A 21695-nucleotide genomic window follows, 5' to 3' on the forward strand; every position below is an offset into this window, starting at 1 on the left:
CCAAGTAACCGCACGACGCGCGAGGGTGGCCCGGGACTGTGTCCCGGGCCACCCTCGTGCCGTTCCCCTCCTGCGTACAGCGCGGTCGCTGTACCGTGGAGGACATGTCGAGACACGTCACCATCCGCCTGGACGAAGAGTTCCACGAGCGCCTCAAGGCGCGCGCGGCGGCACTGGGTACGACGGTCACCGCGCTGATCACCGAGGTCACCGAACGCGAACTGGACGAGGACCGCAAGTCGTTCCTGTCCGGCATAGACGAGTTCGCCGACCACTGGGGCTACTTCCAGGAGCGGTTCGGCCATTGAAGATCACCATGGAGTGGGCCTGGACCGCCCTGGCCCATCATCTGCCCTCGGATCCCGCCGTGTGGGACCCCTCCGGGGTGGCCGCCGCGGTCGCCCGGCACCAGAACGACCTCGTGCTGGTGCCCGAACAGCCCGCCCCGGACACCGCGTGGCGGGCCGCTGCGTTTCTGCACACCCTCGCAGTGTGCCCGGCGCTGGAATCCCCGATGAACGAGTTCTACGCGGCCGCCGCCACCCGCTCGTACCTGCGCGTCGCGGGGGCGAAGCAGCTGCCCTCGCCGGAGGAGCTCGGGGATCTGGTGGAGGCGGCGAAGGGCGGCCGCGCGGACGTCGGGACGGTCGCCGAGGAGCTGCGCGCCCTGATCCGGGAGCCGCTCCCGGCCTCGCTGCGGGCCCGGGGCGAGGACGCGTAGCGGAGCCGGGGCGGCCCTGTGCCGTTCCCCCGCGCCCGGTCAGAAGGTGATCCGCCAGCTGTCGATGTAGCCGGTGTCCCGTGCGGCCACGTCCTTGACCTGGAGCTTCCACACGCCGTTGGCCACCTCGCCCGACGCGTTCACCGTGTACGAGGCGATGACGTTGTCGGCCGAGTCCGAGTCGGAGTTCTTGAGCCGGTACGCCGTACCGTCCGGGGCGATGAGGTCGATCACCAGGTCACCGCGGTAGGTGTGGACGATGTTCACGTCGACCTTGGTGGTCGCGGGTGCGTTGCCCGCGACGCCCGAGACCGTGATCGGCGAGGTCACCGCCGGGGCGGGGGAGTCCGGGACGGCCACGTCCGCGGTGTTCTCGAAGGACGGGCCCGGCGGCACCGTGGCGGCCGCGCCGAGGGTCCACACCGCGTAGGCGATGGCGTCGGAATTGCGGTCCAGCGCGGTGTCGTCGATGTTCGCGGAGGTGTCGCAGGAGGCGTGGTAGCAGCGGTCGAAGGCCAGACCGGAGGTTCCGCCCCACTTCTGCGCCTGGGCGGCGGTCTTCGTGTAGTCGGCGCCGGAGAACAGGCCGCCGACCGGTATGCCCGCGTTCTTGAACGGTGCGTGGTCGGAGCGGCCGTCGCCCTCGGTCTCTATCTCCGTGGGGATGTTCCGGCCCGCGAAGTAGGTCTTGAAGGTCTGCTCGATCGTCGGGTCGTCGTCGTAGACGAAGTAGCCCGGGTTCGGTGAGCCGATCATGTCGAAGTTCAGGTAGCCGGAGATCTTCGACCGTTCGGCGCTCGGCAGGCTGTTGACGTAGTACTTCGAGCCGACCATGCCGAGCTCCTCGGCGCCCCACCAGCCGAACCGCAGGTGCTTGGTGGGCTGCAACTGGGCACGCGAAACGGCGAGGGCGGTCTCCAGTACGGCGGCGCTGCCCGAGCCGTTGTCGTTGATGCCGGGACCGGCGTTCACCGAGTCCAGGTGGGAGCCGGCCATCAGCACCGAGTTGGGGTCGCCGCCCGGCCAGTCGGCGATCAGGTTGTAGCCGGTGGCGCCGCTGGAGGTGAAGCTCTGCAGGGTCGTGGTGAACCCGGCCGCGTCCAGCTTTGCCTTCGCGTAGTCGATCGACGCCTTGTAGCCGGACTTGCCGTGGGCGCGGTTGCCGCCGTTGTTGGTGGCGATGGTCTGGAGCTGGGCCAGGTGCGCCTTCACGTTGGCCACCGGGATGTCGGGCGGGGTCGGCGCCGCCGTGACCGCCGTGCGGGACGCGGCCGGTGCGGCGAGGGCGGCGGGGGTCGTTGCCGCGTACAGTCCCGCGGCCGTGACCGCGAGGGCGGTCGCGGCGGCAAGGCGCCGGGAGACGGACAAGCTCATGTGGGGGCTCCGGATTCCGTTGGGGATGAGACGGAACGGGTGGGGATCGAGCAGGTGAGCGTGCGTATGTCAGTGCGAGCCCGATGCTCAGTGAGTAAGTGACGGTCCGTCAAGAGCGCAATCCGGTCAGCGGCGTCCGGTGAACGGACGATCCCCGGCACGGTGGTCCGTGCCGGGGATCGGTGGTGAGGTGCGGGAGCCGGGCGTTACGCAGGCTCGCGGGTCGGCGCCACGGCCGCGGGCGGCGCGCCGGCGGCGGTCGCGTCGGGGGCTTCGGCGATCGCGCCCGCGGCCGCCGGCGCGGGGATGCCCGCGCTCGCGGGGGCAGCGCCCGGCGCGGGGATGCCCGTGACCGGAGCGGCCTCCGTCGCCGCGGCCGCGTCCAGCCTGGCCCGGTTCCGCCGCGCGGTCCGCAGCGCCTCCCAGGTCAGGATCACCAGCGCCGCCCAGACCAGCGAGAACCCGGCCCACCGCTCGGGCGGCATCGCCTCGTGGAAGTAGACGACCCCCAGCCCGAACTGGAACACCGGCGCCAGGTACTGGAGCAGCCCCAGGGTGGAGAGCGGTACCCGGATCGCCGCGGCCCCGAAGCAGATCAGCGGGAGCGCCGTCACCAGGCCCGTGGAAGCGAGCAGCGCGGAGTGGCCGAGGTCCTGCGGGCTGAAGGTCGACTCGCCCCGCACCCCCAGCCACACCAGGTAGGCCAGGGCGGGCGGGAACAGCAGCGCGGTCTCGGCGGTCAGCGACTCCAGGCCGCCCATGTTGAGCTTCTTCTTGATCAGCCCGTACGTGGCGAAGGAGAAGGCCAGCACCAGCGAGATCCACGGCGGACGCCCGTATCCGACGGCGAGGACCACCACGGCGGCGAAGCCGATGCCGACGGCCGCCCACTGCGCGCGGCGCAGCCGCTCGCCCAGGACCAGGACGCCGAGGGCGATGGTGACGAGCGGGTTGATGAAGTAGCCGAGGCTGGCCTCGACCACTTGGCCGTGGTTGACCGCCCAGATGTACAGGCCCCAGTTCACGCTGATCACGGACGCGGCCAGCGCCGTCAGCGCGAGCTTGCGCGGCTGTCGCACCAGCTCGGCGATCCAGCCCCAGCGGCGCAGCGCCAGGAGTGCGACTCCGACCACGGCCAGGGACCACACCATGCGGTGGGCGAGGATCTCGATCGCCCCGGAAGGCTTGAGGAGCGGCCAGAAGAGGGGGACCAGCCCCCACATCCCGTATGCGCCGAATCCGTAGAGCAAACCCGTGCGCTGCTCGTTGTTTGCCTTCACGGGCCCTCCAGTGCGACTTCCGGCCAATCTCACAACCTCACGACCGTAGCGCCGCAATGCCCCGATGTCATGCCCGTCAGCTGGAGATACTCATGACACGTTCGAGCCCTTGTGTGGCCGGAGCCGAGCGGACTCAGGCCAGGGCCGAGGCGATCGCCTGCGCCACGGGAGTCGTCGGCCGCCCGATCAGCCGGGACAGCTCGCCGCTCGCGCCGGCCAGCCGGCCGCGGGATATCGCCGCGTCCACATCGACCAGGAGCGCAGCGAACCCCTCGGGGACTCCGGCGCCGGTGAGGACGTCCAGGTGCGCGTCGGCCGCGACCGCCGCGTACGAGACCTCCCGGCCGGACTGCTTCGCCACCTCGGCCGCGTACTCCTCCAGGCTCCAGGCGGTGTCGCCGGAGAGTTCGTAGACCCGGTTCAGGTGCCCCTCGCCGGTCAGCACCGCCGCGGCGGCGGCCGCGTAGTCGGCGCGCGCGGCGGAGGCGATCCGGCCCTCGCCGGCGCTGCCCACGACCGCGCCGTGCTCCAGGACGACGGGGAGCTGGGCGGTGTAGTTCTCGTGGTACCAGCCGTTGCGGAGGAAGGTGTAGGGCAGCCCGGAGTCCAGGATCGCCTGCTCGGTGACCTTGTGCTCGGCCGCCAGGTCGAAGTCCGCCTCGGGCCCCCCGAGGATCCCGGTGTAGGCGAGCTGGGCGACGCCCGCCGCCTTCGCCGCCTCGATCACGGCGGTGTGCTGCGGGACGCGCCGCCCGACCTCGCTGCCGGAGATCAGCAGCACCCGGTCGCCCGCGGCGAACGCGCCGGTGAGGCTCGCCGGGTCGTCGTAGTCGGCGACGCGGACGCCGATGCCCCGCGCGGCGAGGTCGGCGGCCTTCTCCTCGTTCCGGACGACGACGGCGATCCGGTCGGCGGGGACCTGCGACAGCAGTTCCGCCACGACCAGGCGGCCGAGGGCTCCGGTGGCTCCGGTGACGACGATGCGGTTCATGGTGGGCTCTCCTTCGTACGGCGTTCGCTTCTTCCACTACCGTAAAGAGAGCGCTAACTATCCGGAAGTACCCACTTCAAAGTAAGGTACTGGTATGGGAGTAAGTGAGCCGGTCAGCCTGAAAGCCCCGATGTGCCCCTCGCGCGGGGTACTGGAACACGTCACCAGCCGGTGGGGCGTCCTCGTCCTGGTGGCCCTGGCCGAGCGGCCGTACCGGTTCGCCGAGCTGCGCCGGGAGGTGGGCGGCGTCAGCGAGAAGATGCTCGCCCAGACCCTGCGGACCCTGGAGCGCGACGGCTTCCTGCTGCGCCACGCCCACCCGGTGATACCGCCGCGCGTCGACTACTCGCTCACCGGCCTCGGCCGCGAGGCGGCCGAGCAGGTCCGGGCGCTCGCGCGTTGGACCGAGCGGCGGACCGCGGACGTCCAGGCGGCCCGCGCCCGCTACGACGAAGCCCGGACCCCCTGACCGGATCCGGGCTCCTCGCAGCGGGCGGCGGTTCAGCCCACGACCGTCCAGGTGTCGTTGCCGGTGAGCAGGGCGCCGAGGTCGCCCTTGCCGCGCTGGTCGACGGCGGTGTCGAGCTGGTCGGCCATGAGCGTGTCGTAGACCGGCCGGTCGATGTCGCGGAAGACGCCGATGGGCGTCCGGTGGAGCGTGTCGGGATCGGCGAGGCGGGACAGCGCGAAGGCCGTCGTGGGGCTCGCCGCGTGCGCGTCGTGGACCACGATCCGCGCCTCGTTCTCCGGCGTGACGGTGACGACCTCCAGGTCACCGGTGGTCTGGTTGCGGACCACTCCCTTGTGGCCGTCGGCGCCGAACCGGATCGGCTGCCCGTGTTCGAGGCGGATGACGGCCTCCTGGGCCTGCTGCTGGTCCTTGAGGACCTCGAAGGCGCCGTCGTTGAAGATGTTGCAGTTCTGGTAGATCTCGATGAGGGCGGTGCCCTGGTGGCCGGCCGCCTGGCGCAGCACCTCGGTGAGGTGCTTGCGGTCGGAGTCGACGGTGCGGGCGACGAAGGAGGCCTCGGCGCCGAGGGCGAGGGAGACCGGGTTGAAGGGGGCGTCCAGGGAGCCCATCGGGGTGGACTTGGTGATCTTGCCGACCTCCGAGGTGGGCGAGTACTGCCCCTTGGTCAGACCGTAGATCCGGTTGTTGAAGAGCAGGATCTTCAGATTGACGTTCCGGCGCAGGGCGTGGATCAGGTGGTTGCCGCCGATGGACAGGGCGTCCCCGTCGCCGGTGACGACCCACACCGACAGGTCGCGGCGGGAGGTGGCCAGGCCGGTGGCGATGGCGGGCGCACGGCCGTGGATGGAGTGCATCCCGTAGGTGTTCATGTAATAGGGGAAGCGGGACGAGCAGCCGATGCCGGAGACGAAGACGATGTTCTCCTTCGCCAGCCCCAGCTCGGGCATGAAGCCCTGCACGGCGGCGAGGACGGCGTAGTCTCCGCAGCCCGGACACCAGCGGACCTCCTGGTCCGACTTGAAGTCCTTCATCGACTGCTTGGCCTGGGCCTTGGGCACCAGCGACAGCAGCGACGGGGTCGGCGCGTCGGTCAGGTCAGTCATTGATGGCCTCCTTGAGGACCTTCGCGAGCTGTTCCGCCTTGAACGGCATTCCGTTGACCTGGTTGTACGACTGGGCGTCCACCAGGTACTTCGCCCGGATCAAGGTGGCCAGCTGCCCGAGGTTCATCTCCGGCACCACGACCTTCTCGTACCGCTTGACGACCTCGCCGAGATTGGCCGGGAAGGGGTTGAGGTGGCGCAGATGCGTCTGGGCGACGGGCAGCCCCTCGGCGCGCAGCCGGCGGACGGCGGCGGTGATGGGGCCGTACGTGGAGCCCCAGCCCAGGACGAGCGTGCGGGCCCCGTCCGGGTCGTCTACCTCCAGGTCCGGGACCGTGATCCCGTCGATCTTGGCCTGGCGGGTGCGGACCATGAAGTCGTGGTTGGCCGGGTCGTAGGAGATGTTGCCCGAGCCGTCCTGCTTCTCGATGCCGCCGATCCGGTGTTCGAGGCCGGGGGTGCCGGGCAGGGCCCAGGGCCGGGCCAGGGTTTCCGGGTCCCGCTTGTAGGGCCAGAACACCTCGGTGCCGTCGGCGAGGGTGTGGTTGGGTCCGGTGGCGAACCGGGTGCGCAGGTCGGGCAGGTCGTCGACCTCCGGGATCCGCCAGGGCTCCGAGCCGTTGGCGAGGTAGCCGTCGGAGAGCAGGAAGACCGGCGTGCGGTAGGTCAGCGCGATCCGCGCCGCGTCCAGCGCCGCGTCGAAACAGTCCGCCGGGGTGCGGGGCGCGACGATCGGCACCGGGGCCTCACCGTTGCGCCCGAACATGGCCTGGAGCAGATCGGCCTGCTCCGTCTTGGTCGGCAGGCCCGTGGAGGGGCCGCCGCGCTGGATGTCCACGACCAGCAGCGGCAGCTCCAGGGAGACCGCGAGGCCGATCGTCTCGGACTTCAGCGCGACACCGGGGCCGGAGGTGGTCGTCACCGCCAGGGCGCCGCCGAAGGCCGCGCCCAGCGCCGCGCCGATGCCGGCGATCTCGTCCTCCGCCTGGAAGGTCCGCACGCCGAAGTTCTTGTGCTTGCTCAGCTCGTGCAGGATGTCCGAGGCCGGGGTGATCGGGTACGAGCCCAGGTAGAGCGGCAGATCCGCCTGCCGGCCCGCCGCGACGAGCCCGTACGCGAGGGCCAGGTTCCCGGAGATGTTGCGGTAGGTGCCGGCCGGGAAGGCCCGGGTGGCCGGGGCCACCTCGTAGGAGACGGCGAAGTCCTCGGTCGTCTCCCCGAAGTTCCAGCCCGCCCGGAAGGCCGTCACGTTCGCCTCGGCGATGTCCGGCTTCTTCGCGAACTTCTGCCGCAGGAAGTTCTCCGTACCCTCCGTCGGCCGGTGGTACATCCACGACAGCAGGCCCAGCGCGAACATGTTCTTGCTGCGCTCGGCCTCCTTCCGCGAGAGCCCGAAGTCCTTGAGCGCCTCCACCGTCAGTGTCGTGAGCGGCACCGGGTGGATGTTGTAGCCGGAGAGGGAGCCGTCCTCCAGCGGGGAGGTCTCGTAGCCCACCTTCGCCATCGGACGCTTGGTGAACTCGTCCGTATTGATGATGATCTCCGCGCCGCGCGGCACATCCGCGATGTTCGCCTTCAGCGCCGCCGGATTCATCGCCACCAGCACGTTCGGCGCGTCCCCGGGCGTCAGGATGTCGTGGTCCGCGAAATGCAGCTGGAACGACGAGACACCGGGGAGAGTGCCGGCAGGCGCCCTGATCTCGGCCGGGAAGTTCGGCAGGGTGGAGAGGTCGTTGCCGAACGACGCCGTCTCCGAGGTGAAGCGGTCACCGGTGAGCTGCATACCGTCACCCGAGTCACCCGCGAACCGGATGATCACCCGGTCGAGACGGCGGACCTCCTTGCCGTCCCCACCTGGCCGGGGCGGCGTGCGCTGCTCGCCGACCACGGTCTCTCCGGCCCCGTCGGCCTGCTCGGCCGGGCTACTGACCTGGCTGGTCACTGAACTGGACCTCCTTCGAGGCGGGCGTTCGCTCCCAAGGTCAACCCTACGTCCGTTGGGTCTTCCGTCCCTGGGTCGCCCGTATTCTGGACCGTCGTTTCGCGGACGGTCTGTCCGACAGACGCCGTGCTGTACGCGAATATGCCAAAAGGTCGGCGGTGCTGCCCTGGAGACCGGCTGGTGCGTCGGTGGCGGCGCGCCGGCCCGCCTTGACTGACAGGGTGTCAGTCGATCAGGACTTGAGGTAGGTGAGAACCGCCAGTACGCGCCGGTGATCCCCGTCACTGGGGGACAGGCCGAGCTTCATGAAGATGTTGCCGACGTGCTTCTCCACCGCCCCGTCGCTCACCACGAGCTGCTTGGCCACCGCCGAATTGGTGCGCCCCTCGGCCATCAGCCCCAGCACCTCGCGCTCGCGCGGAGTCAGGCCCGCGAGTACGTCCTGCTTCCGGCTGCGTCCGAGCAGCTGGGCGACCACCTCGGGGTCCAGGGCGGTGCCGCCCCGGGCCACCCGCACCACGGCGTCCAGGAACTCCCGCACCTCGGCCACCCGGTCCTTCAGAAGGTACCCCACCCCGGTACTGGAACCGGCCAGCAGTTCGGTGGCGTATTGCTCCTCCACGTACTGCGACAGCACCAGCACGCCTATCCCGGGGTGATCGCGGCGCAGCCGCACGGCGGCCCGGATCCCCTCGTCGGTGTGCGTCGGAGGCATCCGTACGTCGGCCACCACCACATCGGGCAACGCGCCCTCGTCGGCCAGCTCCGCCACCGTCTTGATCAGGGCTTCCGCGTCCCCGACGCCCGCCACGACGTCATGCCCCCGGTCGGTCAGCAGCCGGGTCAGGCCCTCACGCAGCAGCACTGAATCCTCGGCGATGACCACCCGCACCCTGTCTTCCACGACTCAGCAGCTCCCGCGTCACTCGTAAGCCGGAACCCCGCTGATCCACGGCTGAGCCAAGCATCCCAGCCCGATGGCCCGGAACAGGGCAGTCCGGGCCAAGTGGGTGCAGCGGGGAGCGCGGGTTTCGCGGCCGGCCTTCCGGGGCGGACGGCCTACGCGCGCCAGGGCAGCTCGGCGGTCACGGTGGTGCCGCCGCCGACGGGGGAGTCCACGACCAGTACCCCGTCCACCGCGTCCAGCCGCCCGGCGAGCCCCGCGAGCCCCGACCCGGCCCGCGCGTCCGCGCCGCCCCGGCCGTCATCGGACACCTGGAGCAGCAGCCGGTCCCCCGACCGCCACACGTCGACGCTCGCGGTACCGGCCCGGGCGTGCTTGCTGACGTTCTGCAGCAGCTCGGAGACCGTGAAGTACGCGATCCCCTCGACCGAGGCCGAAGGCCGCTCCGGCAGCTCCACCGCCACCTTCACCGGTACCGCGCAGCGCGAGGCCACCGAGGACAGCGCCGCGTCCAGCCCCCGGTCGGTGAGGACGGCCGGATGGATCCCGCGCGCGAGGTCCCGCAGCTCCTGGAGGGCGATCTTCACCTCGCCGTGCGCCTCGTCCACCATCCGGGCCGCGCCGTGCGGATCCCCGGCCAGCTTCTCCTTGGCCAGCCCCAGATCCATGGCCAGCGCCACCAGCCGGGCCTGCGCCCCGTCGTGCAGGTCGCGCTCGATGCGGCGCAGGTCGGCGGCGGCCGCATCCGCGACCGCGCCGCGGTCGGATTCCAGCTCGCTGACGCGGCTGTCCAGCCGGGACGGGCCGAGGAGGGCGGTCACGAGGACGCGGTCCACGGTGGTCAGGGCGCGGATCACCCACGGGGTGGCGAGGGTGAGGGCGAGGCCGCACAGGGCGGCGGCTGCGATGGCCGCGGGCGTGTCCAGGGTGAAGGAGTAGCTGTCGTTCTGGAAGACGACCAGCCCGGACTGCTGGGTGAAGGCCGGGAAGACCCAGAACCACAGCGGGTAGAGCAGCATGGACCACCCGCACACCCAGAACACCAGTGCCAGGGTGAACCCGAACACCGCCCAGGGGAAGTGGAGCACCGGGTACAGCACGTGCCGCCAGGCGCTCCCGCTCTTGAGTACGGCCCCCATCGCGGGGAACACCCCGGGCTTGCGGGCCCGGACCGGCGCCGGCTCCCCGACCTCCGCGCCCAGCAGCCCGCGCACCCGGGCCCGTTCCACCCGGCCGAACCCCCGGCCCATCGCGAGCACCCCGGCCAGCACGGGTACCCCGAGGAAGGTGACCAGCAGCCCCGCACCGAGGCCGAGCCCGGTGACGGTGAGCCCGAGGTACACCAGGCTCAGCGGGAACCCGGTGATCAGGTATCCGAACTCCCGCCAGGTCCGCCCCGCCACGGGCCTCCGCACCACTCGCCCGACCCCACTGCCCTGCCCCATGTCCCCGCCCTCCGTATCTCCCGAACTCCCCCTCCACCCTGCCGCGCTCCCCACCCCGCAACCATCCGGCCCGTGGGCCTCCTGAGCGGGGGGTTAACCCCACCCCCGGCCCGGCGCAACTCCAGCCCCGTGGGGGTCCCTCCCGGCGGTAGCTGGGGGAGTTTGAGGCGTGGGGTCCGGCAAACCCGGCCTCGCCGGCGTTTGAGGCGTGGGGCCCCCGGACGGAGTCTGGGGGAGGGTACGGGGCGGAACCCCGAAAGCCCGGCGCAGCCGGGGCCGCTCCGCGCAACGGCGCCGCACCGGCAAAGCCCGGGACCGGCGGAGCCCCCGGCCCGCTACACCGCGCGGTCGCGCCACGGCAGCTCCGCCGTCACCACCGTCCCCCCGCCCACCGGCGAGTCCACCAAGAACACCCCGTCCACCGCCCCCACCCGCTCCGCGAGCCCCGCCATCCCCGACCCACCCCCGGCCAGGGGACCGGCTCCGCCCCGCCCGTCGTCCGACACCCGGATCAGCAGCCGTCCCGCCCCCCGACCCCGCGTCCGGCCCCCCGTCCGCCACACCTCCACGCTCGCGCCCCGCGCCCGCGCATGCTTGCTCACGTTCTGCAGCAGCTCCGACACCACGAAGTACGCGATCCCCTCGATCGCCGCCGCCGGCCGCCCCGGCAGGTCCACCGCCACCTTCACCGGCACCAGGCACCGCGACGCCAACGACGACAGCGCCGCGTCGAGCCCCCGGTCCGTCAGCACCGCCGGATGGATCCCCCGCGCGAGGTCCCGCAGCTCCTGGAGGGCGATCTTCACCTCCCCGTGCGCCTCGTCCACCATCGCCGCCGCCGCGTCCGGGTCCTCCAGCAGCTTCTCCTTCGCCAGGCCCAGCCCCATGGCGAGCGCCACCAGCCGCGCCTGCGCCCCGTCGTGCAGATCCCGTTCGATGCGCCGCAGGTCGGCGGCGGCCGTGTCCACGACCACCCCCCGGCCGGACTCCAGCTCCGCGATGCGCCGCTCCAGCCCGTCGGACGGCGACAGCAGGCCCCGTACCATCGCCCGGTCCACGTTGGCCAGGCCGCGCACCAGCCACGGCAGCACCGGCCACAGCACGAACAGCCCGGCCAGCGCGATAATGGAGGTCAGCAGTCCCCACGGCAGCCGGATCGTCGCGTACAGCACGGTCCGCCACGCCACCGGATCCTTGATGCCCGTCCACAGCCAGGGGAAGAACCCGCCGGAGCGCTCCGGCCCGGGCAGCGGCGTCGGCTCGTCCACGCGTACTCCCAGCAGCCCCCGGGCCCGCGCGCGTTCCGGCTTCCCGAGCTGCCGCGCTCCCCACAGGCCGCACGCGAGCAACGGCAGTCCGACGACGGTCACGGACAGCACGCCCGTCGCCGCAATCATGACAACCGTGTAAACAAAACCGATCAACGCCACCGCCATATTGCTCAGCAGGTACGCGATCTCCTTCCACGTCGAGACGTCGAAGGCGCCCCGGAGGACGGGAGGGCGGTCGTCATCGGGGGTGCGGCTGCTCGCGGTCATGCGCCACAGCCTGCCAAGCGCGCACCCCGGATGCCATGGGGTGGCCCGCCCGCAGTGAACGGGGGATAACCCCACCCGCTGTGGCCCAGGCTCTAGACTCCCGTGCGTACCAGATCATCCAGATCGTCGACAGTGGCCGAGGAGCGAGGAACGGACGTGCCCGACCCAACGGTAGCGACCGTAAACGTGCTCGCGGCGGACTACTTCCGAAGCTATTCGGTCGTCGGACTGCTCGCCGTACTCGGCGTGCTCTTCGTCGCCGTCGCGTTCGGCGCCGGACGCCTGCTGCGGCCCGTGGTTCCCACCCCCGAGAAGCTGCTGACGTACGAGTGCGGCGTGGACCCGGTGGGCGAGGGCTGGGCCCACACCCAGGTCCGCTATTACGTCTACGCCTTCCTCTACGTCATCTTCGCCGTCGACTCGATCTTCCTCTTCCCGTGGGCGACGGTCTTCGCCGCCGCCGGTTACGGCGCCACGACGCTCGTGGAGATGTTCGTCTTCCTGGGCTTCCTGGCCGTCGGCCTGCTCTACGCGTACAAGAAGGGCGTCCTCGAATGGACGTGACACCGGACGTGACACCGGGCCTGACCCCGGCCGCGACCACCCCGGAGTTCCTCCCGGAGCCGAAGCGGCTGGGAGTGCTCTCCCGGCTGGCCCCCGAACCCATGAAGGTGGTCCTCAACTGGGGCCGCCGGTACAGCCTGTGGGTCTTCAACTTCGGCCTCGCCTGCTGCGCGATCGAGTTCATCGCCGCGTCGATGGCCCGGCACGACTTCATCCGGCTCGGCGTCATCCCGTTCGCGCCCGGCCCGCGCCAGGCCGACCTGATGATCGTCTCCGGGACCGTCACGGACAAGATGGCCCCGGCGGTCAAGCGGCTCTACGAGCAGATGCCCGAGCCGAAGTACGTCATCTCCTTCGGCGCCTGCTCCAACTGCGGGGGCCCCTACTGGGACTCTTACGCGGTGACGAAGGGCGTCGACCAGATCATCCCCGTCGACGTCTACGTCCCCGGCTGCCCGCCGCGTCCCGAGGCGCTGCTGCAGGGCATCCTCAAGCTCCAGGAGAAGATCGCCCGGGAGTCGCTCGCCGACCGCTACGCCACCGCCGGCTCGTCGGTCGCGCAGCTCACCAGCGGCCTGGTCGCGCCGCCCGCCGCCGAGGGGACGGGCCGGTGAACCTCTACGACACCCTGCCCGACGGCGCCCCGACGGTCTTCGGCGCCGAGGCCGTGGGGTCGTTCGCGTACGACGTCCTCACGGTCGACGTGCCCGTCGGCTCCTGGATCCCCGCGCTGGAGATCGCCCGCGACAAGCTGGGCTGCACCTACTTCGACTGGCTGAGCGCGGTGGACGAGCCGGGCACCGGCTTCCGGATCTGCGTGCACGTCGTCGCGCTGGAGGGCCACCGCGTACGCCGCCTGCTGCTGCGCACGACGGTTCCGCACGCGGCGCCGTCCCTGCCGTCGGCGGTCGCGGTGTACGCGGGCGCGGAATGGCACGAGCGGGAGACGTTCGAGATGTTCGGGGTGACCTTCACCGATCACCCGCACCTCGTGCCGCTGCTGCTGCCGGAGAACTTCGAGGGGCACCCGCTGCGCAAGGACTTCGTCCTGGCGGCGCGCGTGGCCAAGGCGTGGCCGGGTGCGAAGGAGCCGGGCGAGGCCCATGACCCCGACGCGCCGAAGCGGCGGCAGATGCTGCCGCCCGGCGTGCCCGACCCCAACGACTGGGGGCCGCTCAAGGGCCAGCTCCCGCCGGCCCCGGCCCGCCCGGCCCGCACCCCCCGCGCGGCCGCCGCCCGCGAGGGCGCCCCGGCCCGCCGTACCCGCTCGGTGTCGGAGGGCTCGGCGAGCCAGGCCACCCCGCCGGCCGAGGCCGCGCCGGAGACCCCGGCCCCGCGCCCGGCCCGCCGTACCCGCTCGGTGTCGGAGGGCTCGGCGAGCCAGGCCACCCCGCCGGCCGAGGCCGCGCCGGAGACGCCCGGCCCGGCGGCCCCGCCTGCCGAGGCCGCGCCAGGGGCGGCGACCCCCACCGCGAAACCGCCGGCCAGGCGAGACGCTCCGTGGCACGACCCGAAGCCCGCCTTCGACGACCCGGCCCCGCCGGAGCCCGCCGCAGGCGACCCGGCCCCGCCGGAGCCCGCCGCAGGCGAGCCGGATCCCGGGACCGACGGCCGGACCGACAAGACCACCCCCGACCACCACGATGGAGGCGACGCGTGAACGACGTACTCGACGTCGCCCTGCGCCTGGTCCTCGTCTTCGCCGTCTTCCTCGTGCTCCCGCTCGTGGTCGGGCAGACCGAGCACAAGGTCATGGCCCACATGCAGGGCCGCCTCGGCCCCATGTACGCCGGCGGCTTCCACGGCTGGGCCCAGCTCGTCGCCGACGGCGTGAAGTTCGCGCAGAAGGAAGACATCGTCCCGGCCAACGCCGACCGGCGGATCTTCCAGCTCGCCCCCGCCGTCGCGCTGCTCCCGTACCTGCTCGTCCTCGTCGTGATCCCGCTCGGCCCCGGCCAGGGCGCCGTCGGCCAGATCATCGACGCCGGACTCTTCTTCGCACTCGCCGTCATGGGCGTCGGCGTACTCGGCAGCCTGATGGCCGGCTGGGCGTCCGCCAACAAGTTCTCCCTGCTCGGCGGCCTGCGCACCGCCGCCCAACTGCTCGCCTACGAGCTGCCCATGCTGCTCGCGGCCGCCTCGGTCGCCATGGCCGCCGGGACGGTGTCCCTGCCCGGCATCCTCGACGCGTTCCAGTGGTGGTGGCTGCCCTGGCAGATCGTCGGCGCCGTCGTCTTCTTCACCGCCGGCCTCGCCGAACTCCAGCGGCCCCCCTTCGACATGCCCGTCGCCGACTCCGAGATCATCTTCGGCGCGTACACCGAGTACACCGGCCTGCGCTTCGCACTGTTCCTGCTCGCCGAGTACGCCGGCATCGTCGTCCTCTGCGCCCTGACCACCGTGCTCTTCCTCGGCGGCTGGCACGGCCCCTTCGGCGCCGAAGGCCTCGGCTGGGTCTGGACCCTCCTCAAGGTCGCGATCCTCGCTTTCGCGGTGATCTGGCTCCGCGTGAGCTACCCGCGGCTGCGCGAGGACCAGCTCCAGAAGCTCGCCTGGACCGTACTCATCCCCCTCGCGCTCGCCCAGATCGCGCTCACCGGCATCGTGAAGGTGGCGATCCAGTAATGCCCCCCATCCCCGGTTCCGGCCTCGCCAAGGGGCTGGCCGTCACCCTGCGCACGATGACGAAGCGCTCGCACACCGCCCAGTACCCCGAAGTGCAGCCCGAGCTCCCGCCCCGCTCGCGCGGGGTCATCGGCCTGTTCGAGGAGAACTGCACGGTCTGCATGCTGTGCGCCCGCGAGTGCCCCGACTGGTGCATCTACATCGACTCCCACAAGGAGACGGTGCCGGCCGCGGCCCCGGGCGGGCGCGAACGCAGCCGCAACGTCCTCGACCGCTTCGCCATCGACTTCTCCCTCTGCATGTACTGCGGCATCTGCATCGAGGTGTGCCCCTTCGACGCCCTGTTCTGGTCGCCGGAGTTCGAGTACGCGGAGACGGACATCCTGGAACTCACCCACGAGCGCGACAAGCTGCGCGAGTGGATGTGGACCGTGCCCGCCCCGCCCGCCCTCGACCCGGCCGCCGAGGAGCCGAAGGAGGTCGCCGCCGCACGCAAGGCGGTGGAGAAGGCCGAGGCAGCCGCCGCGGCGGCCGCCGCCGCGCCGAGCACCGCCGAGCCCGACTCCGGGCCGGCCACCGACAGCACGCCGGAGGCAGACGCGTGAGCCCCGCCGCCCACACCCTGGCCGCGACGGCGGGACCGGGCTTCCTGTCCCCGACCGGCGTCGAGATCGCCTTCGTCCTGGTCGGCCTCGCCACCCTCGGCGCGGCCGTCGTCACCGTCACGACCAAGCAGCTCGTGCACGCCGCCCTGTGGCTGGTCGTCGCGCTCGGCGGGATCGCCGTCGAGTACCTGCTGCTGACCGCCGAGTTCATCGCCTGGGTGCAGGTACTGATCTACCTCGGTTCCGTGGTCGTCCTCCTCCTCTTCGGGCTGATGCTCACCAAGGCCCCCATCGGCCCCTCCCCGGACGCCGATTCCCGCAACCGGCCGGTGGCCCTCGGCGTCGCCGCGGTCGCCGCCGCCGCGCTCGTCTGGGTCGTCGTCGACGCCTTCCGCACCACCTGGATCGACCTCGACGGACCCGTCCAGGGCTCGACCAAGGTCTCCGGCGAGATCCTCTTCCGGCACTGGGTGCTGCCCTTCGAGGCGCTGTCCGTCCTCCTCCTCGCTGCCCTGATCGGTGCCATCGTGCTCTCCCGCAGGACCGACCCGGCCGACCCGGACCCCCTCGCCGACAGCGCAACAGCGCCGCGCGCCGCAGCGACCCGCCGTACGGACGAGGGGCAGCGCTGATGCATCTCGCCTACCCCGCCGTGCTCGCGGCGCTGCTGTTCTGCACGGGCCTGTACGGAGTGCTAGCCCGCCGCAACGCCATCCTGGTCCTGATGTCCGTCGAGCTGATGCTCAACGCCGTCAACCTCAACCTGGTGGCCTTCGACGTCTGGCTGCGCGACACCCTGCACGCCGGCCAGGCCCTCACCCTCTTCACCATCGCCATCGCCGCCGCCGAGATCGGCATCGGCCTCGCGATCGTGCTGATGGTGTACCGCAACCGGGGCACCTCCGACATCGACCGGCTGCGCGACACCGCCGAAGGCCACGAGCCGCCCCCGGCCGCCCCCGACTCCTCCACCGCCGCGAACCAGCAGAGCGAGGTCACCGCGTGAGCACCACGACCCTCGCGGTCCTCGTCCCCCTCCTTCCCTTCCTCGGCGCGGTCGCCGGACTCCTCCTCGGCCGCACCGCCCCCGGCTTCGTGCGGCCGCTGGCCGTGCTGCCGGCCCTCGCCGCCGCCGTACTGGCCGTGCTCGTCGCCGTCCGCCAAGGCGGCGGCAACGCCATCGTCACCGCGACCGAGCTGACCCCGACCGGCTCCGTGCCGATCGAGCTCTCCCTCGACATCGACGGCTTCGCCGCGCTGGTCGCCGTCCTCGTCGCAGTGGTCGCCACCTGCGTGCAGCTCTACTCGACGGCCTACTTGCGCGATGACCCGCGCTACCCGTCGTACGCCGCTCTGGTCTCCCTGTTCACCTCCGCCATGCTGCTCGTCGTCTACTCCGGCGACCTGATGGTGCTGCTGGTCGGCTGGGAGGTCATGGGCATCTGCTCGTACTTCCTGGTCGGCCACTACTGGGAGACCGAGGCGGCCCGCTCCGCCTCCCTCAAGGCCTTCCTCGTCACCAAGCTCGGCGACGTGCCCTTCCTGATCGGCCTGTTCGCGCTCGCCGCCGACGCCGGCTCCTTCCAGATCACCAAGATCCTGGGCACCGTCGCCTCGGGCGGCCTGAGCCACCCGACGCTGATCGCGCTGCTCCTGCTGGCCGGAGTCGCGGGCAAGTCCGCGCAGTTCCCGCTGCACACCTGGCTCCCCGACGCCATGGCCGGCCCCACCCCGGTCTCCGCCCTGATCCACGCGGCCACGATGGTCGCCGCCGGCATCTACTTCGTCGCCCGCCTCCTCCCCGTCTTCGCGGCCTCCCGCGCCGCGCTGGTGGTGATGGCCGTCATGGCGGCCGTCACCATGATCGGCTCGGGCCTCGCCGCCCTGGCGCAGGACGACATCAAGCGCGTCCTCGCCTACTCCACCATCGGCCAGCTCGGCTACATGACCGGCGCCCTGGCCGTCGGCGACCGTGGCGCCGCCGTCTTCCACCTCCTGTCCCACGGCGCCTTCAAGGCGCTCCTCTTCCTCGGTGCGGGCGTCATCATCCACGCCGCCGGCACGAACTCCCTGGCCGCCATGTCCCGGATGGCCGGCCTGGCCAAGCGCATCCCCGACGCCTTCTGGACCATGACGATCGCGCTCCTCGCGCTCGCCGCGATCCCGCCCTTCGCCGGCTTCTTCTCCAAGGAAGCCGTCCTCGTCGCCGCGGAACACACCGCCGGCGGCCACTCGGAGTTCGCACCCAGCGCCGCCGGCTGGGTCGTACTGGTCGCCGGCGTGCTGACCGCGCTGCTCACCGCCGCCTACGCCACCCGCCTGTGGCTGATGGCCTTCCACGGCCGGGGCGCCGCCGCCCCCGACCACGGCAGGGAACCCTTCGCCATGACCGGCGTGCTGTGGCTGCTGGCCGTCCCGTCGATCGGCTTCGGCCTCGCCGCCGGACCGATCGCCGACTGGTTCGACGGCCGGCCGCTCACCCCGACGCTGACGACCTCCGTCCTCGGCACCGGCGCCGCGCTCATCGGCGCCCTGCTCACCTACGGCCTGTGGCAGCGCGCCACCGCCAAGGCCGCCGCCGGAGCGGGCCTGGCCGCGACCGGAGTCCCCGCCGCTGCCGCCGCCGCGGAGTCCGCCGCCGAGACCCCCGAGGTCGCCGAGGTCACCCACGACCACCCCGTCGTGCCCGCCGGTCCCGCCCCCGACCCCGGCAAGGCCCTCCTCGGCCCGCTGCACCGCCACGCCGCCGACGGCTTCCACCTCGACGCCGTCTACGACCGGCTCTTCGTCCGACCCGTCCGCGGCGCCGCGAGCCTGGTCCGCTTCCTCGACCGCGAGGTGGTGGACACGTACGTCCGCGGCGCGGGCGCCGGCCCCCGGCTGCTCGGCGGCCTCGTACGCCGGGCCCAGAACGGCAACGTGCAGAGCTACCTGAGCGCCCTGCTCGCCGGCGCCGTGGTCCTGGCCATCGCCACCGCCGTCATCGCCAACGTCAACGCCGGATCGTGAGCCGTGAGCCAGCCGTGATTGATATCAGCCCGTCCGTGATGCAGTTCCTTCTGGCGTTCATCGTGGCCGCACCGCTCCTCGGCGCCGTCGCGGCCTTGCTGCCAGCCCCGCCCGGGCTCCGCGGAAAGAGCCCCGAACAGGCCGTGCTGCGCCACGGCGTGACCGTCACCGGCGTGATCCTCGCCGCGGCGATCGCCCTCGCCGTGGGCTTCGACCAGGACACCCCGTCCCGCTTCCAGGCGACGACGGACATCAGCTGGATCCAGGCGCTGAACATCCGGATCCACCTCGGCGTCGACGGCATCTCGCTCCCCCTCCTCCTGATGACCGCGCTGCTGTTCTTCCTGTGCGCGCTCTACAGCTACTTCAAGCTGCCCGACGGCCCCTCCCCGAAGGCGTTCGTCGCGCTGCTCCTGGTCCTCGAGTCCGGCACCCTCGCGACCTTCGCCGTCCTCGACCTGCTGCTGTTCTTCCTCGCCTTCGAGATGGTCCTCATCCCGATGTACTTCCTCATCGCCCGCTGGGGCGGTGCTCAGCGGCAGGCCGCCGCCTGGAAGTTCATCCTCTACACCCTCCTCGGGTCCGTGGTCATGCTGCTCGGTCTGCTGCTGATCGGACTGAACAGCGGCACTTTCGACATGGTGGCACTCGCCTCTGACAACGGCCGTGGACTGGGCCACACCACCCAGTTGCTGGCCGTACTCGCCATCGGCATCGGGCTCGCCGTGAAGACCCCGATGTGGCCGCTGCACAGCTGGCTGCCGGACGCCCACACCGCCGCGCCCACCGTCGGATCCGTCCTCCTGGCGGGCGTGCTGCTGAAGATGGGCACGTACGGGTTCGTGCGCATCCTGCTCCCGGTCACCCCCGAGGGCATGCACACCTTCGCCCCCTACCTCGGGGCGTTCGCCGCCGTCGGGATCGTCTACGGGTCCCTCGCCTGCCTCGCGCTGACCCGCAAGGGCAACAAGGGCGACCTCAAGCGCCTCATCGCGTACTCCTCCGTCGGGCACATGGGCTTCGTGCTCCTCGGCATCGCGTCCATGACCCCCACCGGCGTCAACGGCGCGCTCTTCGCCAACATCGCCCACGGCCTGATCACCGGCCTGCTCTTCTTCCTGGTCGGCGCGCTCAAGGACCGCTACGGCACCGCCGATCTCGACACCCTCGCCGGAGCCACCGGCGCCGCCCTCTACGGCCGCGCCCCCCGCCTCGGCGCACTGCTCGCCTTCGCCGCCGTCGCCTCCCTCGGGCTGCCCGGCCTGGCCGGCTTCTGGGGCGAGATGCTGGCCTTGTTCGGTGCGTTCGACCCGGCGGCGGGCCTGTCCCGCCCGGCCTTCCTCACCTACATGGCGGTCGGCGCCTTCGGCACCCTGCTCACCGCCGCATATCTTCTGATCGTCGTACGCCGGGTGTGCATGGGCGACCCGAAGCAGGGCCCCGAACTCTCCCTCGCCGACGTCCAGCGCTACGAACTCGCCGCCTGGACCCCGCTCGTCGCCCTCACCGTCCTCGCCGGCCTGTGGCCCGCCGTCCTCCTCGGCCTCACCGACCCGGCCGTCCAGCAGCTCCTCGCAGGAGGCAACTCATGACGGTCCTGTCCGTCGCGGCCGCCCCGGCCGGGCCCAGCCTCGTCCAGTCCGTCGACTGGCTTGCGATCGCACCCGTCCTGATCCCCGCCGCCGTCGCGCTCGTCGTACTGGTCGCCGACCTCTTCGTAGCGCAGAAGCACAAGCCGCTCCTCGGCTGGCTCGCCGTGGCCGGGCTCGCCGCCGCGACCGCCTCCCTGCTGCCGCTGCGCGCCGGCGACCGCGCCACCTTCTGCCTCACCGGCGATCCCGGCGCGTGCAGCTACACGGCCGACCACTTCGCGCTCGTCGTCCAGTTCCTCGTCCTGGCCGGCGCCCTCGTCACGGCGCTGCTGTCGGTCACCGCCGTCCACGAGACGCGCATGCCCGCGGGCGAATACTGGTTCCTGCTGCTCTCTTCCGCCGCCGGTGCCGCCCTGCTGCCCGCCGCCCGTGACCTCGCCACCCTGATCGTCGCCCTCGAAGTCGCCTCGCTGCCCGCCTTCGCCCTCGTCGGCATGCGCCGCGGCGACCCGCTCTCCTCCGAGGCCGCCCTCAAGTTCTTCCTCTCCTCCGTCACCGCGACGGCCGTCTCGCTGCTCGGCGTCAGCTTCGTCTACGCCGCCACCGGCACCCTGCACCTCACCCAGGTCGCCGACCGCCTCGGCGACGTCCCCGCACAGCTCGACACCCTCGCGATGGCCGGCGTCGCCCTCACCCTCGTCGGCTTCGCCTTCAAGACGGCGGCCGTCCCCTTCCACTTCTGGGTCCCGGACACCTACGTCGGCGCGCCCCTGCCCATCGCGGGCTACCTTTCCGTGATCGGCAAGGCCGTCGGCTTCACCGGCCTGATCCTCGTCACGGTCATCGCCTTCCCCGCGTACTCCGACGTCTGGGGCCCGGCGCTGGCGGTCCTCGCCGCCCTCACCATGACCGTCGGCAACGTCGCCGCCCTGCGCCAGAGTGCCGACCGCCCGAACAGCGCCGTACGGCTGCTCGCCTGGTCCTCCGTCGGGCAGGCCGGCTACCTGCTGGTGCCGATCGCCGCGGCCGCGTACGCCGAACGCGACCAGATCGGCTCCACCGTCGCGTACGCGCTCATGTACGGCGCCGTGAACCTGGGCGCCTTCTCCGTCGCCGCACTGGTGGCCCGTACGAAGCCGCTGCACCGGATCAGCGACTACCGCGGCCTGTACGCCGAGCGCCCCCTGGCCGCCCTGACGCTGGCGTTCTTCCTGCTCTGCCTGGCCGGGCTGCCGCCGGGCATCATCGGCCTGTTCGCCAAGGTCACCGTCTTCCGGTCGGCGGTCGACGCGGGCCTCGGATGGCTGGCCGTGGTCATGGCGGTCAATGTGGTCATCGCCCTGTACTACTACCTGCGGTGGACGGCGCTGCTCTTCCGCCCCCGGGCCACCGGGGACGCCCCCGCCGCGGCTCCCGCGCCCTGGCCGGTCACCGCCGCGATCGTCCTCACCGGGATCACCGCCCTGGTCCTCTCGGGAGCGCCGCAGCTGGTACTGCGCTTCGCGTCGGGCAGCCTGTTCCCGCAGTAGC

At 71.9% G+C, this 21695-nt stretch carries 21 protein-coding genes; 13 read left to right on the forward strand and 8 right to left on the reverse strand.

Annotated elements, in window-relative coordinates; genetic code table 11:
* The first annotated feature begins 104 nt into the window (after positions 1-104).
* Positions 105-308: a hypothetical protein gene (locus ACZ4M3_RS04625; RefSeq protein WP_229873387.1), complete on the forward strand. Its 204-nt coding sequence runs from the start codon at positions 105-107 to the stop codon at positions 306-308.
* The gene (locus ACZ4M3_RS04630; protein WP_467730211.1) at positions 305-721 is read left to right on the forward strand and encodes a hypothetical protein; all 417 of its coding nucleotides are present in this window, start codon (positions 305-307) and stop codon (positions 719-721) included. The genes ACZ4M3_RS04625 and ACZ4M3_RS04630 overlap by 4 nt, the downstream gene beginning before the upstream one ends.
* 39 nt (positions 722-760) lie before the next feature.
* Here ACZ4M3_RS04630 and ACZ4M3_RS04635 read toward each other — a convergent pair whose 3' ends face one another.
* From ACZ4M3_RS04635 to ACZ4M3_RS04645, 3 genes are all read right to left on the reverse strand, one after another.
* The gene (locus tag ACZ4M3_RS04635) at positions 761-2095 is read right to left on the reverse strand and encodes a M28 family metallopeptidase (protein WP_467730213.1); all 1335 of its coding nucleotides are present in this window, start codon (positions 2093-2095) and stop codon (positions 761-763) included.
* Between the two features lie 206 nt (positions 2096-2301).
* Positions 2302-3375 carry an EamA family transporter RarD gene (gene rarD / locus ACZ4M3_RS04640; RefSeq protein ID WP_467730215.1) on the reverse strand — a complete coding sequence of 358 codons (1074 nt, stop codon included), beginning with the start codon at positions 3373-3375 and terminating at the stop codon, positions 2302-2304.
* 133 nt (positions 3376-3508) lie between these two features.
* Positions 3509-4366, reverse strand: a complete 858-nt coding sequence (locus ACZ4M3_RS04645) for an SDR family oxidoreductase (RefSeq protein ID WP_467730217.1) — start codon at positions 4364-4366, stop codon at positions 3509-3511.
* A gap of 94 nt (positions 4367-4460) precedes the next feature.
* Here ACZ4M3_RS04645 and ACZ4M3_RS04650 point away from each other — a divergent pair, with 94 nt between their 5' ends.
* Entirely contained in the window at positions 4461-4835 is a 375-nt protein-coding gene (locus ACZ4M3_RS04650; RefSeq protein WP_467730219.1) for a winged helix-turn-helix transcriptional regulator, read from the forward strand.
* Positions 4836-4867: 32 nt separating this feature from the next.
* On the opposite strand, the gene ACZ4M3_RS04655 is transcribed toward ACZ4M3_RS04650, so the two are convergent.
* The 5 genes from ACZ4M3_RS04655 to ACZ4M3_RS04675 all read right to left on the reverse strand — a co-directional run bounded on the left by ACZ4M3_RS04655 (position 4868) and on the right by ACZ4M3_RS04675 (position 11770).
* Positions 4868-5941 carry a 2-oxoacid:ferredoxin oxidoreductase subunit beta gene (locus ACZ4M3_RS04655; RefSeq protein ID WP_467730221.1) on the reverse strand — a complete coding sequence of 358 codons (1074 nt, stop codon included), beginning with the start codon at positions 5939-5941 and terminating at the stop codon, positions 4868-4870.
* A complete protein-coding gene (locus ACZ4M3_RS04660) occupies positions 5934-7883 on the reverse strand; it encodes a 2-oxoacid:acceptor oxidoreductase subunit alpha (protein WP_467730223.1) in 1950 nt (649 codons plus the stop codon). The genes ACZ4M3_RS04655 and ACZ4M3_RS04660 overlap by 8 nt, the downstream gene beginning before the upstream one ends.
* A gap of 232 nt (positions 7884-8115) precedes the next feature.
* Entirely contained in the window at positions 8116-8775 is a 660-nt protein-coding gene (locus ACZ4M3_RS04665; RefSeq protein ID WP_467730796.1) for a response regulator transcription factor, read from the reverse strand.
* 167 nt (positions 8776-8942) lie between these two features.
* Entirely contained in the window at positions 8943-10232 is a 1290-nt protein-coding gene (locus ACZ4M3_RS04670) for a sensor histidine kinase (RefSeq protein ID WP_467730225.1), read from the reverse strand.
* 335 nt (positions 10233-10567) lie between these two features.
* Positions 10568-11770, reverse strand: coding sequence for a sensor histidine kinase (locus tag ACZ4M3_RS04675; RefSeq protein WP_467730227.1), 1203 nt, complete (start codon positions 11768-11770; stop codon positions 10568-10570).
* 156 nt (positions 11771-11926) lie between these two features.
* Between ACZ4M3_RS04675 and ACZ4M3_RS04680 the strand changes: the two genes are divergently transcribed.
* Genes ACZ4M3_RS04680 through ACZ4M3_RS04725 form a run of 10 tightly spaced genes read left to right on the forward strand, consistent with a single transcriptional unit; the run spans position 11927 to position 21694 of the window.
* Positions 11927-12334 carry an NADH-quinone oxidoreductase subunit A gene (locus tag ACZ4M3_RS04680; protein ID WP_453356936.1) on the forward strand — a complete coding sequence of 136 codons (408 nt, stop codon included), beginning with the start codon at positions 11927-11929 and terminating at the stop codon, positions 12332-12334.
* The gene (locus ACZ4M3_RS04685) at positions 12325-12948 is read left to right on the forward strand and encodes an NADH-quinone oxidoreductase subunit B (protein WP_467730229.1); all 624 of its coding nucleotides are present in this window, start codon (positions 12325-12327) and stop codon (positions 12946-12948) included. Before ACZ4M3_RS04680 ends, ACZ4M3_RS04685 begins: the two co-directional genes overlap by 10 nt.
* Positions 12945-13994: an NADH-quinone oxidoreductase subunit C gene (locus ACZ4M3_RS04690; protein ID WP_467730231.1), complete on the forward strand. Its 1050-nt coding sequence runs from the start codon at positions 12945-12947 to the stop codon at positions 13992-13994. The genes ACZ4M3_RS04685 and ACZ4M3_RS04690 overlap by 4 nt, the downstream gene beginning before the upstream one ends.
* On the forward strand, positions 13991-14959 hold the full coding sequence (locus tag ACZ4M3_RS04695) for a complex I subunit 1/NuoH family protein (protein WP_467730233.1): 969 nt from the start codon (positions 13991-13993) through the stop codon (positions 14957-14959). The genes ACZ4M3_RS04690 and ACZ4M3_RS04695 overlap by 4 nt, the downstream gene beginning before the upstream one ends.
* Positions 14959-15564, forward strand: coding sequence for a NuoI/complex I 23 kDa subunit family protein (locus ACZ4M3_RS04700; protein ID WP_467730235.1), 606 nt, complete (start codon positions 14959-14961; stop codon positions 15562-15564). The genes ACZ4M3_RS04695 and ACZ4M3_RS04700 overlap by 1 nt, the downstream gene beginning before the upstream one ends.
* Positions 15561-16196 (forward strand): NADH-quinone oxidoreductase subunit J family protein, encoded by a 636-nt coding sequence (locus tag ACZ4M3_RS04705; RefSeq protein WP_467730237.1) that lies wholly within the window; start codon positions 15561-15563, stop codon positions 16194-16196. The genes ACZ4M3_RS04700 and ACZ4M3_RS04705 overlap by 4 nt, the downstream gene beginning before the upstream one ends.
* Positions 16196-16570 carry an NADH-quinone oxidoreductase subunit NuoK gene (nuoK, locus tag ACZ4M3_RS04710; RefSeq protein ID WP_190182971.1) on the forward strand — a complete coding sequence of 125 codons (375 nt, stop codon included), beginning with the start codon at positions 16196-16198 and terminating at the stop codon, positions 16568-16570. The genes ACZ4M3_RS04705 and nuoK overlap by 1 nt, the downstream gene beginning before the upstream one ends.
* Complete coding sequence (locus ACZ4M3_RS04715) at positions 16567-18573, forward strand: NADH-quinone oxidoreductase subunit 5 family protein (protein ID WP_467730239.1); 2007 nt, start codon at positions 16567-16569, stop codon at positions 18571-18573. The genes nuoK and ACZ4M3_RS04715 overlap by 4 nt, the downstream gene beginning before the upstream one ends.
* A gap of 38 nt (positions 18574-18611) precedes the next feature.
* The gene (locus tag ACZ4M3_RS04720) at positions 18612-20165 is read left to right on the forward strand and encodes a complex I subunit 4 family protein (RefSeq protein WP_467730797.1); all 1554 of its coding nucleotides are present in this window, start codon (positions 18612-18614) and stop codon (positions 20163-20165) included.
* On the forward strand, positions 20162-21694 hold the full coding sequence (locus ACZ4M3_RS04725) for an NADH-quinone oxidoreductase subunit N (RefSeq protein ID WP_467730241.1): 1533 nt from the start codon (positions 20162-20164) through the stop codon (positions 21692-21694). Before ACZ4M3_RS04720 ends, ACZ4M3_RS04725 begins: the two co-directional genes overlap by 4 nt.
* Position 21695 lies beyond the last annotated feature (1 nt).

The sequence above is a fragment of the Streptomyces sp. NPDC026522 genome, from assembly GCF_055567555.1.